The 16,452-nt window shown below is 70.0% G+C and carries 20 protein-coding genes and 1 tRNA gene; 6 read left to right on the top strand and 15 right to left on the bottom strand.

Annotated elements, in window-relative coordinates:
- Nucleotides 1-5: 5 nt before the first annotated feature.
- The 13 genes from tmk to ACZ4M8_RS02840 form a co-directional block, all read right to left on the bottom strand.
- Nucleotides 6-623, bottom strand: coding sequence for a dTMP kinase (gene tmk, locus ACZ4M8_RS02900; protein ID WP_467602841.1), 618 nt, complete (start codon nucleotides 621-623; stop codon nucleotides 6-8).
- Entirely contained in the window at nucleotides 620-2,098 is a 1,479-nt protein-coding gene (locus tag ACZ4M8_RS02895) for a B12-binding domain-containing radical SAM protein (RefSeq protein WP_467602840.1), read from the bottom strand. The genes tmk and ACZ4M8_RS02895 overlap by 4 nt, the downstream gene beginning before the upstream one ends.
- Before the next feature lie 64 nt (nucleotides 2,099-2,162).
- Nucleotides 2,163-2,987 carry a DNA glycosylase family protein gene (locus ACZ4M8_RS02890; protein WP_467602838.1) on the bottom strand — a complete coding sequence of 275 codons (825 nt, stop codon included), beginning with the start codon at nucleotides 2,985-2,987 and terminating at the stop codon, nucleotides 2,163-2,165.
- A gap of 162 nt (nucleotides 2,988-3,149) precedes the next feature.
- On the bottom strand, nucleotides 3,150-3,671 hold the full coding sequence (locus tag ACZ4M8_RS02885) for a hypothetical protein (protein WP_467602836.1): 522 nt from the start codon (nucleotides 3,669-3,671) through the stop codon (nucleotides 3,150-3,152).
- Between the two features lie 232 nt (nucleotides 3,672-3,903).
- Nucleotides 3,904-4,050, bottom strand: coding sequence for a hypothetical protein (locus tag ACZ4M8_RS02880; RefSeq protein WP_467602835.1), 147 nt, complete (start codon nucleotides 4,048-4,050; stop codon nucleotides 3,904-3,906).
- A gap of 80 nt (nucleotides 4,051-4,130) precedes the next feature.
- Nucleotides 4,131-4,733 (bottom strand): endonuclease/exonuclease/phosphatase family protein, encoded by a 603-nt coding sequence (locus tag ACZ4M8_RS02875; protein WP_467602833.1) that lies wholly within the window; start codon nucleotides 4,731-4,733, stop codon nucleotides 4,131-4,133.
- Between the two features lie 34 nt (nucleotides 4,734-4,767).
- Nucleotides 4,768-4,974, bottom strand: a complete 207-nt coding sequence (locus ACZ4M8_RS02870) for a hypothetical protein (RefSeq protein WP_467602831.1) — start codon at nucleotides 4,972-4,974, stop codon at nucleotides 4,768-4,770.
- Nucleotides 4,971-5,927: a Scr1 family TA system antitoxin-like transcriptional regulator gene (locus ACZ4M8_RS02865; protein WP_467602830.1), complete on the bottom strand. Its 957-nt coding sequence runs from the start codon at nucleotides 5,925-5,927 to the stop codon at nucleotides 4,971-4,973. Before ACZ4M8_RS02865 ends, ACZ4M8_RS02870 begins: the two co-directional genes overlap by 4 nt.
- 25 nt (nucleotides 5,928-5,952) lie before the next feature.
- Complete coding sequence (locus ACZ4M8_RS02860; protein ID WP_467602828.1) at nucleotides 5,953-6,195, bottom strand: hypothetical protein; 243 nt, start codon at nucleotides 6,193-6,195, stop codon at nucleotides 5,953-5,955.
- A gap of 19 nt (nucleotides 6,196-6,214) precedes the next feature.
- Nucleotides 6,215-6,718 carry a hypothetical protein gene (locus tag ACZ4M8_RS02855; protein WP_467602826.1) on the bottom strand — a complete coding sequence of 168 codons (504 nt, stop codon included), beginning with the start codon at nucleotides 6,716-6,718 and terminating at the stop codon, nucleotides 6,215-6,217.
- Between the two features lie 23 nt (nucleotides 6,719-6,741).
- The gene (locus ACZ4M8_RS02850; protein WP_467602824.1) at nucleotides 6,742-7,305 is read right to left on the bottom strand and encodes a hypothetical protein; all 564 of its coding nucleotides are present in this window, start codon (nucleotides 7,303-7,305) and stop codon (nucleotides 6,742-6,744) included.
- 31 nt (nucleotides 7,306-7,336) lie between these two features.
- The gene (locus tag ACZ4M8_RS02845) at nucleotides 7,337-7,762 is read right to left on the bottom strand and encodes a hypothetical protein (RefSeq protein ID WP_467602822.1); all 426 of its coding nucleotides are present in this window, start codon (nucleotides 7,760-7,762) and stop codon (nucleotides 7,337-7,339) included.
- A complete protein-coding gene (locus ACZ4M8_RS02840) occupies nucleotides 7,759-8,295 on the bottom strand; it encodes a DUF6415 family natural product biosynthesis protein (RefSeq protein WP_467602820.1) in 537 nt (178 codons plus the stop codon). The genes ACZ4M8_RS02845 and ACZ4M8_RS02840 overlap by 4 nt, the downstream gene beginning before the upstream one ends.
- A gap of 561 nt (nucleotides 8,296-8,856) precedes the next feature.
- Between ACZ4M8_RS02840 and ACZ4M8_RS02835 the strand changes: the two genes are divergently transcribed.
- From ACZ4M8_RS02835 to ACZ4M8_RS02815, 5 genes are all read left to right on the top strand, one after another.
- A complete protein-coding gene (locus ACZ4M8_RS02835) occupies nucleotides 8,857-9,951 on the top strand; it encodes a helix-turn-helix domain-containing protein (protein ID WP_467602818.1) in 1,095 nt (364 codons plus the stop codon).
- Between the two features lie 22 nt (nucleotides 9,952-9,973).
- A complete protein-coding gene (locus tag ACZ4M8_RS02830; RefSeq protein WP_467602816.1) occupies nucleotides 9,974-10,642 on the top strand; it encodes a YdcF family protein in 669 nt (222 codons plus the stop codon).
- A gap of 234 nt (nucleotides 10,643-10,876) precedes the next feature.
- Nucleotides 10,877-11,563 (top strand): class I SAM-dependent methyltransferase, encoded by a 687-nt coding sequence (locus ACZ4M8_RS02825; RefSeq protein ID WP_467602814.1) that lies wholly within the window; start codon nucleotides 10,877-10,879, stop codon nucleotides 11,561-11,563.
- Between the two features lie 314 nt (nucleotides 11,564-11,877).
- The gene (locus tag ACZ4M8_RS02820; RefSeq protein ID WP_467602813.1) at nucleotides 11,878-12,207 is read left to right on the top strand and encodes a hypothetical protein; all 330 of its coding nucleotides are present in this window, start codon (nucleotides 11,878-11,880) and stop codon (nucleotides 12,205-12,207) included.
- Nucleotides 12,208-12,243: 36 nt separating this feature from the next.
- Nucleotides 12,244-13,503: a DUF4192 family protein gene (locus ACZ4M8_RS02815; RefSeq protein WP_467602811.1), complete on the top strand. Its 1,260-nt coding sequence runs from the start codon at nucleotides 12,244-12,246 to the stop codon at nucleotides 13,501-13,503.
- Here the strand turns inward: ACZ4M8_RS02815 and ACZ4M8_RS02810 are convergent.
- A complete protein-coding gene (locus ACZ4M8_RS02810) occupies nucleotides 13,460-14,104 on the bottom strand; it encodes an HAD family hydrolase (RefSeq protein WP_467602810.1) in 645 nt (214 codons plus the stop codon). The genes ACZ4M8_RS02815 and ACZ4M8_RS02810 overlap by 44 nt on opposite strands.
- Nucleotides 14,101-15,384 carry a prenyltransferase/squalene oxidase repeat-containing protein gene (locus ACZ4M8_RS02805; protein WP_467602809.1) on the bottom strand — a complete coding sequence of 428 codons (1,284 nt, stop codon included), beginning with the start codon at nucleotides 15,382-15,384 and terminating at the stop codon, nucleotides 14,101-14,103. The genes ACZ4M8_RS02810 and ACZ4M8_RS02805 overlap by 4 nt, the downstream gene beginning before the upstream one ends.
- Before the next feature lie 929 nt (nucleotides 15,385-16,313).
- On the opposite strand from ACZ4M8_RS02805, the gene ACZ4M8_RS02800 reads away from it, so the two are divergent.
- Nucleotides 16,314-16,386, top strand: a tRNA-Ile gene (locus ACZ4M8_RS02800).
- The last annotated feature ends 66 nt before the right edge of the window (nucleotides 16,387-16,452 follow it).

Raw genomic sequence — 16,452 nt, 5'->3', positions numbered from 1 at the left:
TGCGTTCAGGGGCCTGACGGTACAGGCGGTTCGGGCAGAGCACCGGCGATACGGACTGCGACCTCCGAGGGGGTGAGCGCGCGGGTGTCGATACGCAGGACGGGGACGCCGAGGCGGCCCAGAGTGGTGACCGCCTGTGTGTAGAGGGCGACTTCGCGGGCGGGCCCGTCCGGGTCGTTGTGGAAGCGGTGCCGGGCGCCCCGGTCGGCGAGGCGCGCGGCGACGGTCGCCGCCGGGGCGGTGAGGATGACGGCGAGGTCGGGGAGCCGGATGCCGCGGTTGAGGTCGAGGAGGTACTGCTCGGGGACGCCGTCGAGTTGCTGGAGGACCAGGGTGGAGGCGAGGTAGCGGTCGCAGACCACGGTGTGTCCGGCGTGGAGGGCGGGGGTGATCTCGGTGTCGAGGTGGTGGAAGCGGTCGGCTGCGACGAGGCAGGCCAGGGCCCTGCCGTGGAGATGGTTGGCCTGGGCCCGGGTGAAGCTTCCGAGCCGGGAGGAGGACGGTTCGGTCGTCGGGTGTACCTGGTGGCCGCGGTGGCGCAGGGTGTCGGTGAGTGCCTGGACCGTGGTGGATTTGCCGACGCCGCTGGGGCCGTCGATGGTGAGGAAGACTCCCGGTGTCATGCGGCGGCTCCCGTGGTGTTCCGCTCGTGCTGTTCCCGGGTGAGTGCCGCCAGGGTGGACCGCACCTGTGCGAGGGGCACGCCGCCGAACTGGATGCCGACGCTGAAGTTGAACTCGTCGCGCTGGCGCATGCTTTCGTCGGCACCGTCGTCGGTGAGGTCGATGTCGGCGTAGTTCAGCAGTGTGTCCGGGTCGTGGCCGGCGTCGGTGAGCGTCTTCCATACCGGGGTGCCGGGGTAGGGGCGGAATTCGAAGACGCTCGCGCGGAAGTGCCCGGCGTGCCGGTCGGCGAGGGCCCAGAGGGTGCGGATGTGCCGGACGGTGGCCTCGATGTCGCGGGGGCCTTCGCCGGGGAAGCCGAGGATGAAGTAGCCCTTGACGCCGATGCCGTGTGCGAGAAGGCGGCCGGTGACGCGCTCGGTCATCTCGGCTGTGATGCGTTTGTCCATCGCGCGGAGAACCGGGTCGCTGCCGGATTCGATGCCGAGGGCGACTTCGCGCAGCCCGTTGGCCACGAGGTGGTCGAGTTCGCTGTCGGTGAGGCGGTCGAGGACGTTGATCCGTCCCGTGGCGTCCCAGACGTAGCGGTCGCCGATGCCGTGCCGGGTGAAGGCGGCCATCTGCTCGGTGATCACCCGGCCCGCGCCGAGGAACAGGTCGTCGACGAAGCGGAACGCGGTGGCCCCGTGTTCGTCGTGCAGGGCGTGGAGTTCTTCGATGATCGACTCGGGGTGCCGTACGCGGATCGTCACGTCGGGGTTGGCGCTGACGGCGGCGCCGCAGAAGGTGCAGTTGTAGGGGCAGCCGCGGCTGCCGACGATGTTCGCCTCGATCCGCCCGTCCGGCGCGGTGTACGGGTCCTGGGGCAGGAAGGCCCGGTTGACCAGGGGCAGGGTGTTGACGTCGGGGGCGAGGAGCGTGGCTGCGGTGCCCTGCCGGGGGATGCCGGCGGCGTGCGTGCCCAGCAGCGGGTCGCGCCACAGGACGCCGGGTAACTCGGCGCGGCGCCGTTCGTCCTCCAGCAGGGCGACGACGCGGGGCTCGGCCTCACCGAGGATGAGGGCGCGGACGTTGGCCATGCGGGGGTCGGCGAGGATGCGGTCCGGCATGGCCTTGGCGTGGTGGCCGCCGACCATCAGCGCGATCTGCGGGTCCAGGGCGGCGGCGATCCGTGCCGACATCGCGTAGGTGGGGGCGAGAAGGTTCATGCCGACCCACCGGGGCCGTACGGTGTTGATGATCGCCGCCGTGGTCCGGATACCGAGGCCGTGGGCTTCGGCGTCCAGGATGCCGACGTTGTATCCGGCCTGCTGGGCGTAGGTGGCGATGTACGCCATGCCGAGTACGGGCAGGGTGTAGTCGTTGACGCGGGGGCGCTGTTCGTAGTCGCGCAGTGGGGCGTTGACGAACAGCGCGTCGAGGTGACGCGCCGGGTCGGCGCCGCTGATGAGGGTGTGTGCGAGGCGTTGTTCCACCAGATCCTCCAAGGTCAGGGACGTTGCAGGGTGTATCCGGAGGGGAAGAACGCGGGGCGGGCCGCTACTCCTGGTGCGGGAGGCGGACGTGAGATCCCCACGTGAGAGTGGTCAGGGTGAGGGTGTGCAGGGCCCGGCGGTCGCCGGCTCCGGCCATCCGCAGCCAGTGCCGTTCGAACGCCTTCTCCGCGTCCTTCGCCTTCGCGGCCGTGGGCCAGGCGTGGTCGGGAGCGAGGGCCGCGGCCCACGTCCGCACCGCGAGGTCGCCGTGCGGGTAGCGGGCGAAGTCGCCGGTGAAGTCCGAGGCGGCAGCTGAGGCGACCCACGGGCCGACGCCGGCGATGGTTTGCAGAGCGGGGATGAGCGCGTCCAGCGGCAGCATGGCCCAGGTCGACGCGTGCTCCCGGTAGGCGGCGGCAGCGGCCCGCAGCGTGGGCCGGTGGAACTTGGCGCCGATCGCGTCGAACTCGCCGTCGGCGAGGGCGAGAACACGCTCGGGGCCCGGTGCGAAGGTGAGCGTTCCGTACGGGCTCTCCAGCGAAGTTCCGTACGCCTGGCACCACCGCCGGTAGAGCGCGCGGGCCTGGGCGGCGCGGATCACCTTCCGCAGGATCGCCGTGGTCAGCGCGTCCCACAGCCACGGGTTCGCCAACCGGTGAGTGACCCCCAGAGCTCTCAGGGGGGCTCGGATGCCGGCGGGCACATGGTCGGGCAGGTCGGCCGGGTCCGTGGTGACGACGACCGGTTTACGGTCCTCGGGACCGTCGACACACCGCAGGTCCAGACCCGCCGTGCCCCAGGTGGCCAGCCACACCGCGGCGCCGGCGCGCACGAGCCGGACGTACGTTCCGTCGCTCGCCTCGTTCCAGGCCGGGTGGTCCGTGGTCATGACGTGGAGCATGGTGCACCTCTGCGATCGGCGGGACAGATGAACTGCGTACGTCGCGGCTCGACAACGCACTTGTGAGGACGTTAGTCACGCACCCGCGCGCCGGCAGACACTTCGGCAGGGTCAGAGCCGTCACCAGGGGAGCCCTGACGGGCGGTGGACTCAGCGGCGGCGAACGGGCGATGGACATGGGCCTCCGATGGAGGAGAGAAGTCCGGCGCAGCCCCGCAGTCGCCGGTCAGTACTTTCCGGTAGGCGTTCTCGACGGTTGACAAGGGTCAGGCGGTGGGCGGAGCCGGAGGCGCACGGGGTGATGCCGTGCAGGGACACCAGGGCCTGGTGGGCGACGACCCAGCGGGACGGGGAGCTGCGGTAGTGGACGGGGATGAGGCCGTCGTTCGTGGGGCGGTGGGGTACGGACATCGGGTCATAGAGGTGGCCGGCGACGCCCCAGGGCCGTACTTCGGACACCAGCACGGCGGTGTAGGGACGGCGCTGGCGGTGCCGGGCTCCGGCAAGTCGTGGGGCGCACCGCCAGCACACCGGCGGGACGGCTGTGGTGTGCCCTTCGCGTATGTCGCCGCTGAGGAGGAACAGGGCCTGGTCGGACTCGGAGACGTGCGGCGGGCCGCCGCGGAGGAGGTGTCCGCCCACGGCCGGGGCGGCGTCGAAAGGGCACAACATGCCCCCGATCGCGCGGCGTTGGCGGTGGGAGTGGATGCGTCCGGTGACCTGGGAGCCGCGGCCGGGGCGGTCTTCTGCCGACGCCACAGGACGCCGTGCCGGTCGCGGTCGCGGGGCAGCTCGCCCCGGAAGGTCAGCCGTGGGTAGCCCCGCGGGCACCGGCCCAGGAGGACCGACGGCGTCACGTCCCCCTCCTGCGCCCACATTCCCGTGTAGGGGGCCTGGGGCGCCGTCACGGGAGGAGGTTTTGCAGGTCGAGGGTGGCGATGCCGAGGAGGTGGTCGCTCGATGCGCGGGCGATCGTGGTGTCGATGACGGTCCAGTTGGTCAGGGCGGGGGTGAGGGCTTCGGAGAGGAGGACGTAGTCGCTGCGGCGCATCCATTCCTCGGCGTCCGGCCAGTACCCGGTGGTCGGTGCGGTGGGTGTCCCGAGGTGGGCGTGCGGGTCGGTGTATCCCGCTACCGACAGGGCGCGGATCGCGCGGCGGTCCGCCTCGCCGTACGTGCCGTCGGGCCGGATCTCGCGGTGCGGGGAGTACAGGTGCCAGGGGACGTCGGACCAGTTGTCGGGGCCGGGTCGTCCGGTCCGATGGTGTTGAGGTCGCCCAGGAGCAGGGTGCGGCGGCCTTCTTCCGCGTACTCCGTCAGCCACCCGGCCTCGGCCAGCCGCGCTTCGGGGCTGAACGGGTTGAGGTGGGTGTGCAGGACGGTGATGCGGTGGCCGTCGACCTCGATCAACGTGCGGCTGGCGGCGTGGTGGAAGCCGCCGCCGATGTCCGGGGTGTGCTCCACCACCTGGACGCGGGGTGCCCGCACGAACAGGACGAGGTGGCAGCCGTGGTTGGCCGACCGCGTGAGCAGCGGCTCCATCCCCAGGACGCGGGCCGCTCGGCGCAGCCGGCGTTCCCGCCCGCGGTTCCAGTCCTTGGCCTCCTGGACGCCCAGGATGTCGAGGCCGGCGACGAGGGCGAGCTGCTGCTCGAAGTCCGCGTCCGCCGGTGCGCCGCCGTCGCGGATGTTGTAGGTGCCCACACGCAGCAGCTCGGGTGTGGTGGTCGGCATGTCTCTCCTGCAATTCGTCGTGTTCGGCCGGGAGTTACTGGTGGGTGATCCGGTTGCGGAAGGTGGAGATGCCGCAGTGGGCGATGGCCCGCAGTTGTGGGGAGGGGGCGTCGTCGTCGGGTGCGTAGCGGCACAGGCGGCAGCGGGAGACAGCGCGTACCGGGCCGGAGGCGGAGTCGACGTAGTTGTCCTCGGCAGCGGGTTCGCCGCAGGAGCATCGGGGCTCGGAGGGCTCGGTCATCGGCAGCGTCCGCCGTACCCGTCGAACTCCCCGGTGTCGGCGCGGGCGGCTTCGTTGCGGAAGCGGTCCGCCGCCGCGGTGATGAGCTGGTGGCTCTCCCCTGCGGGGAGGGCTGCGCCCTGGGCCTCGTCCAAGACCTCGGCGAACGGTCCGCCTTCGGCTTCGCCGGTGTGGTAGATGGCGCCGTAGGGCTCCTTGACGAACAACCGCTGGCCGTAGATCGCCAGCTCGCTGGAGCCACCCCACTCCCACAGGGGTGGGCCGGTGGGCGGCAGGACGTGCAGCTGGGCGCCGTGGTCGATCAGGTGCAGCAGGTGGTTCATCTGCTCGGCCATGATCGTCGCGGTGCCGAGGGGGCGGGTGAGGGTCTGGTGGTCGAGCAGCGCGGTGAGGCGGTCGGCCTGGTGGAGGGGAAGGCCGCGCGGCGCCCGGACGATGCTCTTCGGCCCGATCGAGATCCGCTGGGCGTAGGCAGAGGTCCGGGCGGCGGCGGGCAGGAGCCAGGAGGCATAGGTACGGATGCGGGCGGCGGCCTGTTCGCACCAGGCCAGGCGCTGGTGCCACCTGGGGCCGAAGTCGGTGATCAGCCGGTTCTTCCACTCGCCGCCGTTCTCGACACCGGCGAGGTGGGTGATCTCGCGGGCTTCGTCCGGGGCGACGCCGTACGTCGTCAGCAGCTGTTTGACAGTGCGCGGTTCCAGGGGGTGCTGAGCCCGCTCCAGCCGGGACACCGAGGAACCACTCGGCCGCCGCCCCGAGGGCGGGGCCCCGTGGGATCGGCTGCGGGGGTGGAGCGGGGTCAGGGTTGCGGCGTGGAGGACGGATGGCGCTGCCTCGGCGGCAGCCGCCTGTGTCCCGTATGCGCGGCGGTGGTTGCGGAGCGCGACGGTGGCGACGATCCGGCCGGGTGGCGGGGCGCAGTCGAGGGACGGCGCGGGGGCGGGGGCGGGCACGAAGTCTTCTCCTGAAGTGCGGGAGTTAGCGGGCGGGGCAGCAGCGGTTGATCGCGACGGTGAGGTCGGACCCTCGGGAGGCGTCGCCGCGGGCGAGGGCGGCGGCACGGTCGCGGTGGAGGCCCTGGCACCGTGCGCACAGGGCGGTTGCCGGGCGGCGGGGCGGGAGCAGGACCTCGGGCGGCAGGAGGTGCGGGGCGGGCGAGATGATCTTCTGCTGCGGTCCGGGGGGAGCGGGTGGGGAGGAGGGGATGCGACGGTTGTTCACCAGGTCTCCGTGAGGTCGTTCAGCGGTGGTGGTCATGCGACGACCGCCATCCCGGCCGGCGGGCGGCGGGGCGCCGGGAGGGACGGCGGAGGTAGGGGACGCCGAGCTGGCGGGCGCGGGTGATGAGGTGCCCGGTCGTCGTGGCGCCGGTGGCCTCGCACACCGTGCGGATGTCGGCTTCGACCGTGGTCATGGGCTTGGCGGTGCGCAGGGAGATGTCCCAGGCGGTCGCGCCTTGGGACAGCAGCCGTATCAGCGCGATCTGCGAGACGGAGAGCTGCACTTCGCTCCGGCGCGACGCCGGCTCCGGCGGCGGAGCGGGCAGTACGCCGGTGATGTAGGCGCGCTGCACGGCCGCGGCGTCCGTCAGGTCCCGGTTGCCGAGCCGGGTCTTGGCGGTGGCCAGCAGGATCCGGACCGACTCGACCCGCATCTGCGTCATCGTCGCGATCTCCTCGACCGCCATACCGTGCGCGGTCCCCAGGACGGCTCGAACCTCCGGCTCCGACAACTGAATCGACATCGAAATCTCCGTACGACGCAGGGTCAGGGGCGGGTGGTGTCCTGCGGCGTGCGGTGGTTCAGGGTGTCGGTGAGCTGACGGGTGATGTCGGCAGGCACCGGGAGGAACTGGAGCCGGACGTCCCGGTCGCATGCGACGCAGTACGGGTAGAGGTCGCCGTGGAGGCGGTACCCGATCGCGGCCTGACTGGCTTCTTCGAGGGCGCGGCAGACCGTCTCACTCCCCTCCCAGCCCGGTGTTTCGGCGCCGGACAGGTCGGGGTGCGGTGTGCCGCCCAGGGCGGCGGTCAGCGCGTCGACCTGCGGGATGGAGTAGGAACCCAGGAGGATCCGGCCGTGCTCGGCGGTGGGTGTCACGCGGATGCCGTGGGCCGCCAGCGCCTGACGCAGCTCGGTGACGGCCGGGAGGAGGTCGGGGTGCAGGCGCTCCGTGATCGCCTCGATCTGGCTGCCGGAGAGGTGGCGCACGGTGAGGACGCCGGACGGGGTGATGGATACCTCCTGCGGATCGATGCCCGCGGCCCGCAGCCCGGCGATCAGGGCTTTCGCGGTGAAGGGCGGGTAAATCTCGTCGCGGTCTTCGGACATGGTCAAAGCCCTTTCAGAGCAGTGCAGTTGGTCACGGGTGGAAGAGGAGGAGAGAGGGCGCGGCCTCGGCGCGGCCGAGACGTGGCCGCGGTAGGGGTGCGGGTGCGGGGCATCGGCAGGTCAGGGGCAGGAGGGTCCTGACGGGAGCGGCGCTCCAGGACCAGCGGCCCGACGGCGTCGTCACGGTGAAGACCACGGGACTCCCCAGCCGGAGGCCGGCTGCGGCCCGGCGGGCGGCGCGGTGATCGCCCAGCCACGCCCACGCGACCCCGAACCCGGGGACGTCGAGGTCGAGGAGGCAGTCACGGACCGAGTCCCGCAGCCACTCCATCGCTGCCTCGGGGCCCGCCGCGACGAAGCTGTGCGACACGGGCCCGTCGGCGCCGAGGGTGACCGGCGCGCCGGTCGTGTCGGTGCGGTCCAGGTGTGCCCAGTACGCGGACGGCGGCGGGGTCACGCACACCACAGCTCCCGATCTCGGAGCTGGGGTTCGAACGTCGGCAACGGCCCGGTGTCGCCCGGATCGAGCCGGTCGATCAGCTCCTGGGCGGCCATCGCCATCCGACGCACATGCACCGCATCCGCGCGGGCGGCTGCGGCAGGGCCGGTGCGCAGCCGGTCGGCACGGTCGATCGCCGCGCCGAACTCGGGCGACGAGCAGCGGACGGACGCGGCGCGGGCCATGTTCACGAGCTGCCCCAACAGACGGTCCAACCGCTCCGCGAGGAGCGGCAGCTCGGAAGGGACGACCAGGTCCCGTACGGGAAGACGCCCGGGGCGACGGCGTATCAGCCCCGGCGCCCGGCGACTCCCGGCGACGCCCTCCGGCCCAGCTGGCGCGCCGAGAACCTGGTTGAGGTCTTCGTCGTACTCGGCCAGGTACTCGTCGTGCAGCCTGTTGATGAGCCGCAGGAAGCGATCTGTCCTGCTGGCGTTATAAGCAGGACAAGGCACTTCTCCTGCCGCTCCGGGCGGGAACACCGAGTTCATGATGCGGCCCCTTTCGAGGGGGCAGCGGAAGCAGGTGGCTCGGGTGAGAAGGGGCGGGCGGGCTCATTCCGCTGATTGCCGCGCATCAAGAGCACGCGGGCTCCTGCCACGTTGAGACGCCGTTCGCGGTCTCGGGCTATCTCCTTGGAGCCCAGATGGGACGGCGCGGGCAGAACAACCCCATATGCGCCGGGCACTCTAAGAGCTTGCAGAAGCCCAGCGAAGTCGGATGGTGATGACGAACAGCGTTCAGTGAACACCCCACCGAGCGTCAACTCGTGGGTGCTGCAATATTGGGCGACAGCTCTGGTCAGCGCCTGCTGCCGGGCTGAAGACATTCCTACCAGGCGCAGGAAGCCGTAGACGACGGGACCAGTTACTGCGCGTTGTTCGGTGAGAGGCTCCCTGAGTGCGGGTCCGTCCAATGCGTCGGAAGGCTGGTAGTTCGAGACTTCCGCGAAAAGGCAGAGCAGGGAAGCAACGGCTGTCCCACTTGTGTTCCACTCCTGTCCTCCAAGCTGCACCTACCGTGATTCCATGGCGCACGGAAGGGAGCGACGCATGGCGACCGTGCATGAATGGACTGGCCTGGAGGCTCGTGCTCTCCGGCATGCCCTCCGTATGAGCGTCAGAGGGTTCGCCGAGCACCTCGGCGTGGCAGTCAACACGGTCTCGAAATGGGAGAAACATCTGGCCGGGACCAAGCCCAACACCGATAGCCAGGCCAATCTGGACACTTGTCTCGCTCGGGCTGACGTGGCGGCTCACCTGCGGTTCGAGACTTACCTCTCGGAGACGAGGCAAGGGTCGGCAGCAGCGATGCGGCGCGTCACGATCCCTCGCCCGAGAGCGTGGGAGTACGAAGAGTGGGCCGATGACCTCGATCGAGCTGTTGTCGCCCTCTCCCGCCAGAAGTTCCACTTCGCAGACGACCTTCTGCGCCACTGGACTGCTCGCTTTCAACCCGCTGACCTGGACGACCGGGGGCTCTATCTCCTCGCGCGATCAACCACGCTGCTAGGCGACCTGCGGCGTGATCAAGGTGAGATCCTTGGCCCCCTGTCCGCTAGCCGGTCCTTTGCCGGGGCCCGTTCGGTCTTCGCGCAACTGGAGATTCCCCGTCGGGTCGCCCAACTTGACCTCTCCCTGGCCGTGGTGGCTGAGATGGTCGGGGAGCTGGACGCGGCCGCGCACCGGTACGAGGAACTGGCCGTTGATGATCGGCTCGCCCGCCGTGATCGAGCAAGGGCACGTCTGTGGGTGGGTACCGCCTTGAGTAAGGACGGTAACCACGACTACGCCGCCCGAGTCATGCAGGGAGCAATCCGCGAGTTCGAGGATCTTTCCGAGCCGGATGACTGGTCGGTGGCACATCAGAAGCTCGCCCTAGCTCGTCGGGGCGCGGGCGACCTGGACTCCGCCCTCCGGTTGATCGATGTCGCCCGTAGTACTGGGGTGGTTGACTCCCCGATGCAGCGAGTGCGTCTGGACACCGCGTATGGCCACATCCTGCTATCCGACCCTGTGACCCTGGATGATGGGCTCCACATCCTCGATAAGGCTCAGAAGTTGGCTGCCGAGTTCCGGCTGAGCCATCAGCTCCGCAGCATCGAGGACATCCGGAAGACGAGCCAAGGGGCAGCAGGCCCCCTGTGACCGTGATCAGGGAGACAGGCGAGTGACGGAAAACCAGCAAGAAATCAGTGAGGAACAGTGGCGTGAGGCGAAGTTGATCTGGGATTTCCACCAGATGCGCCATGAAGTGCGCGAGGCTGACGTTGCCATCGGACTGGGCAGCCACGATCTTGGAGTGGCGGCCTTCTCTGCTGAGCTGTACCACGCTGGCCTTTTTCCCACCCTGGTATTCACGGGCGGAAATAGTCCCACGACGGCGGCCCGTTTCCCGCGTGGTGAAGCCGTCCACTACCGCGAACACGCTCTTGATCTCGGTGTTCCGGATAGTGCGATCCTGCTGGAGCCCAACGCCGGCAACACTGGTCAGAACATCTTGTTCTCCCGTGAAGTTCTGGTTGCTGCTGGCATTGCACCGAAATCGGTAATGATCGTTTCGAAGCCGTACATGGAGCGGCGCTCGTATGCCACCGTGCGCAAGGTGTGGCCCGAGGTGCAGGTGATCTGTGCTTCGGAGCCCTTGGAGTTCGACAAATACGTTAAGAGCATCGGCGATGAAAAGCTCGTGGTTGACATGCTTGTTGGGGATTTGCAACGGGTAATCGAATATCCGTCGCTCGGGTTTGCCATTGAGCAGGACGTCCCGGAGGACGTGCACGCCGCGTACAAGTCTCTTACCGGCAAGGGTTTCACTAGCAGGCTCCTCTCTTCATGAATTGCCTGCGGCGGCGCTGTGTAATTCACCAGCCAATAGCCCTCTCTGTTCCTAGGCGGGTTGACGGCGCCAGTTGACGTGGCCTACTGAATTCCCGTCAGGCCATGGGCTGCGCCGCAACGGCCCGCGCTGAACCGTAGCCTGGGTCCGGCCAGCTCCTGACCGGACCCAGGCGTCCGGGTGAGATTCCCCAGAACTCACCCGCCCCTGGGCCGGGCTCGCCAAGATGGTGAGGTGAGCACCGCAGACCTCTGGCACCACTACGGCCGCGCTCGCGCCGGCCGCGACCGCAGCGTCCCACCGGTCTTCCACTGGTCCTGGGACCAGCAGTCCGGCCCCGGCCCCGAGGCTCTCGGCGACCTCGCCGGACAGACCATCGGGGACCTCGGGGCCGGAGCCGCCCTTGATGCCGCCCACCTGGCAACCCGCCATGCCCCGGCCCGCGTCGACGCGATCGACTTCTCACCGGCGCAACACACACTGGCCACCGACCTCTTCGGCCACCTCGCACCTCGCCTCCGCCTCGTTCACGCCGACGTCGTACGGCACCTGCACGCGTCCAGCAGGGAGTACGACGTGCTCTACAGCGTCTTCGGCGCGACCTGCTTCACCGACCCCCGCGAACTCCTACCCGCTGCGGCCGCCGCCCTGCGCCCCGGCGGCCGGCTCGTGTTCGCCACCCTCGCCCACTACCTGAACGGTTCCCCCGCAGAACCGGACATCGTGCCCGCCGACATCCCGGCGAAGACCGCGGACGGGACGGCGACCACCATGCCGCGGTGGGTTCTTCAAGAGCAGGTATGGACGAAGGCGTTGGGCCAGGCGGGGTTCACCGACATCAGCGTCACCACCCTGCCGTCGGCCACTGCGGGCCCTCGCACCGCGGAGACCTTGCTGGTTGCCGCCCACCGAAAGCCCTGACAGCCACTGCTGAAGACCGGGATGCCCCAGGACCCAGCGGCCACGCGCAGCGAGGGGTACGGAAGTGGCATGAGCGTAGGGAATCCGGAAGGCTGAGTTGCGCAGACCGGCAGCGGCCGGTTCTCATCCTGTCGCAGCTGGGTAAAGAAGCAGCAATGCCCTCAGAGAAGTGCAGGTCGCGAAGGGTTTGCTCCGCGCGAGCGGAGGTGTTCCGTTCTTCTCCTCGAAGCTCACCGGCAACGGCAAGTCTGCTCCGCGTGAGCGGAGGCACGCTGATCGGGGTGGTGTCCGACACGGTTCCTAGGGTCGGTGGGATGGATACCACCACTGCGTTGCACCATGTGCGGATCGGTGCTCGTCGCGCGCACGCTGATATCGAGATCGATGGCGCCGAGGTCGCCCCGGGGGCCGTCGAGGCGTACACCGTCACCCAGGTCGCGGGCTCTCCCGCTCAGATCGTCCTCCACGTCACCGATCAGCAGGATGCCCGGTGGTCGGGGGTCGCCCGGGTCGCGGTGGCCGAGGCCGCGTCGCCGGGGCCGGCTGCCGCGGTGTTCCTCGACGCCATCGACCCCGAACTTCTGGAACGTGCCGCGCTTGCCCGTCCGGACCTCGGCACCGAGCCGCACGCGGTGACGCGGTGACGCGGGCGATCCTCACCCAGCTCGGGGAGTGGGCCCGTGGCCTTTGACGTCGAAGGCGCCCGCCGTGTCGTCGGCCGTGTGTTGGACGACGAGTTGGAGGTGTGGCGGGACAGCGCGGGCCGGGCGGACGACGTGCTGGACGAGACCACCGGCCGGCTCGTGCCGCCCGCGGGGGATGAGGTGCTGGTGTGGGGCGGGCTCGGCGCGGTGATGCCGCTAGGCCGCCCCGCCATCGACCAGTTCAACACCCAGTGCGAGACCCACGCCGGACGCGACGTCACATACATCTCCACCTGCACCCAGATCGACGCAGCCATCAGCCAATTCCGCGCCGGAGCCTCCACCCTGGCCCCCACCCTCACCGCACAGCTCATCGCCGGCCTCCACGACGACGACGCCCTAGAAGCCGGCATAGCCCACACCGAAGACGACGACCTCCCCCACGCCCGACGCCTGTGGGCCTACCTCGCCCGCCACTGCGCCGGCTCGTTCACCCACGCGGCCATCCCCGCACTGACGCTCTACACCTTCGTCGCCTGGCGGCAAAGCGACCTCATCGCCGCCCGCCTCGCCCTCCGCGACGCCTTCACCGCCGACCCCGACTACGAACCGGCCGTCGGCATCCACCGCGGCATCACCAACGGCGACGACCCCCGAAATTTCCTCACCGCCGCGCGCGAGGACCACAGCACACCGGCACCGCGAAGCCCTCGACGCCGCCCAGGCCAGCACCGACCACATGTACCTTCACACCCGCTACACCACGATCGACCTCATCGACAAGCCCTGGCCGACTTCCGCAACGGCACACAGCACCTCACCGAAGAAGTCGCCGCACGCATCACCCTCGGCCTGCAAGACCGGCATACCCGCGACGCCACACTCTCCTCCGGCGACGAAAGCGACCTCTCCGCCGAGCGGCAACTGGGGAGCTACCTCGCTCGCCACTGCGTACCGCCGCACACCGACAAGGCCCCACCCCTCCTCACCCTCCTCGCCTGGGTGGCCTGGCACCAGGGCAACACCGAAACCGCCTGCCACGCCCTCTCCGACGCACTCGACATTCAGCCCGAATACCAGCTCGCCGACACGCTTCTCATGGGCCTCCGCAGCGACTGCGACCCGGCCCCCCCTCCTTGGAGGTCGCGAAGCGCGAAAGGCAGCGGTTCGAAGCCGAACGCACTGACCCCGGCAACTGACCCCACTGCGGCCCCGGCGAAACCGCCGGGGCCGCCCACAGCGGAGACACCGATCAGGGTTGCTGTGCCGTCCAGGTGTGGTCGCGGACGTCGATGACGCGGATGCCGGCGGCCAGGGCGGCGGTGATGCCCTCGTCGGTGTTCTCGAAGGCCAGGCACGAGTGGGGGGCCGTGGTCAGTTCGGCGGCGGCCAGGAGATAGGCGTCCGGGGCGGGCTTGAGATGGGCGACGTGTTCGCGGGCGATGATGGTCCGGAACAGACCGTCAAGGCCGGTCGCGGTCAGGCCCGCGCGGACGACTTGGCCGTCGTTGGCCGAGGCGACCGCCATGGGCACGGAATCTGCGAGGTGGCGTGCGAGGTCGGCGACTCGCGTCACCGGGCGGGCCCGGCGGGCCCGGACCATCCAGTGGGCGCGGGTGCGGGCCACGAATTCCCGGTCCGTGCCGGGCAGTCGCAGACCGAGGTCGTGACGCAGCCGCGCGCGCAACGCGGTCAGGTCGGCCAAGGGGGCGTTGCGCAGCCATGGTTCGGGGACGGCGAGGTGCAGATCGGTGAAGCTGTCCCGGACGGCGTCGACGTTGAGGGTGCTGGTGTCGACCAGGGTGCCGTCGAAGTCGAAGATCACGGAGGCCGGGCGTAGCGCGGCGAGGAGTTCGTGGTCGCGCCTCGGTGTGTGGGGGCTGGTGGTGGGGTTCACCGGTGGGCTCCGCCGGGCTGTTGTACGGGCCCGAGGGCCTGGCGCAGGGCGCGGGCCGTAAAGGCGTGTATCTGGATGCCGGTGACGGTGAGGAAGGGGCGCGGGCCGTACATGACGGGCAGGTCGTGCCAGGTTCCCTCGTCGGTCTGGGTGTCGATGAGGAAGCGCAGGGCGTGCTCGATGGCCTCGCGGGGCGGGGCGGGATGGTGGGTGAGCGTGGTGATGGCCAGGCCGGTGGCGGTGGGGCTGGAGTGCGGCTCGCCCGGTGCGCGGGGCCAGCCGCCGTCGGGGTGCTGAGCGGCGAGCAGGGTGTCCAGGGTGGCGCGGGTGTGCGGGCCCGGTGGGAGTAGGGCGCTGATCTCGGCGGCGCCGTAGGCGGGCGGTATGTACCAGTCGCTCGCCCAGTGGCCGCCTGCGCCGAGGCCAGCCAGCCAGCGGTGGGCAGGGGTGAGGTCGATACCGGGCAGGGCGGCGGCCTGGATGCCGGCGGCCATGTGGGCGACGACGTCGGCAACGGGGGCGTCGTCGCTGGAGTGCCAGGTGGTCCACAGGCCGGTGTCGGTCCGGCAGCGCAGTGCGTAGGCCGTGGCGGCGGTTCGGACCTTGTCGGCCCATGCGGTGCCTGCCAGGGCGAGGAGGGTGTTTCCGGTGGTGTCGTTGTCGGAGTCGAGCGGTGCGGCGCACGCCCAGCCGCCGTCCTGGTTCTGGGCGGAGGCGAGGAAGGCCAGTGCGGCGGGGAGCGCGGTCGTGTCGAAGCGAGGGTGGCCGCGCAGGGCGCGGACCATCAGGCCGGTGTCCCACACCTCGCTGACTATGAAGCGCCAGGTGCCGTCGGGATGCTGGTCGGCCAGCAGGCTCTCGCGGCACCGGCGGGTGACTGGGTGGCCGGGAGCGGTTTGGGTCAGCACCAGGTGCAGCATGCCGGTGACCAGTGGCATGCCGTAGAACGAGCCGTCGGCTGACTGCGTTCGCTGGATCTCGCCGAACGTGCTCGGCACGGGGGGCAGATCCAGGACGGAGCGGGCGAGGGCCTCGAAGGAGAGCAGCATGATCCGCTGCCACGGCTTGAGCTCCGCCCCTCGGGCAGAGCCCAGTGCCGTCTCGGTCTGGTGCAGCAGCCGGCGCGCGTCAGCTCCCGGGGCGCCGATGGCGCACGCGAGGGCATGCAGGTACAGGGCCCGCCGGGCATGCGGCCCCGCCGTGACCGACAGGTCGGTGAATGCCAGGACGGGGCCGTCGGAGGTGGCCGCGTCGACCAGCCACTGATCGGCGGCTGCCACGAACGGTTCGTGCCGCTGTACGGGGGCGCCCCGCAGCCAGGCAACCGCCCGCTCTCGCGCTCGCCCGGCCCTCTCGCCCGGAACATGTGCCAAAGAGCAGGCAATGACGGCGTTCTCCAGCACCCGCGGCTGCGACGGCATCCGCCAGGCACCGTCCGCACCCTGCGTCGCGACCGCGAACCGCGATGCCCTCTCAAGGCAGTGCGCCGCCTCTGCGGCGCCCCCGGCTCCACCGTCCGCGGCGGACGCCCCAGTGCCAGTCACGATTCTGTCGACGGAGACCAACGACCCCACCCCACATTCCGCCGGCGCACCCAGGTACTGCCGTGCCGCCGACACGCGCTAGCGACTTCCATCTCCGCAGGTACACGAGATGGATCAACCCGTACCACTCGCGCTCATCGAGGCCACGGCGCTCCCACGCCCCGCCTTCGACACGTGCGTCGGACAGGCCCATCGAACGTTGCTGGAGAACAAAGTCATGGGGCAAGTCCACGAACGGGTGCCCCATCTGGCACACCCACCCCAGTTGGTGCGGCCTCTGCCCTACCCGAGCGCCAAGGACGCCAGTGGCTCAGCCACGTCCAGCACTGCCGTCGAAGGCGGCGTGACCGGGGACCTGCACGCTACGCTGAGAACAGACGGCTGACCTGCGAAAAGCCGCTCAGCTCCGCCCCCGGGCACAGGGGGTGGGAGAGTGTTTCGCCGGTAAGGCACTCCGCTGCGCGCGAGGCGCGGCACTCCCGGTTCTGAAGCCCCGACCTGCGGGCAAGGACGAATCCGTTGTCTCTGGTTGAGAGCAAGAACCGCCTCGACGGCCCCCGAGTGGACGCGCAGTGGACGGAAGGCCCCGTAAAGACCAGGAAGCCCCCGACGAGAGACGAAGGGCAACAGGTCTCTGACCTGCGGAAACGGGAAAATGGAGGGTAGAGGCAGGGCTATTCGGAACCCCCGAAAGGACTCATAATCCGTCGGTCGTGGGTTCGAGCCCCACCTGCCCCACAACAGGCCAGGCGCCTTGCCTGGGAGGCACGTACGAGGGCCCTCACCGTTTTCTGTGAGGGCCCT

This window comes from Streptomyces sp. NPDC027185 (assembly GCF_055567035.1).
The sequence above is the reverse complement of the archived record's forward strand: the minus strand, read 5'-3'. Positions and strand labels throughout refer to the sequence as shown.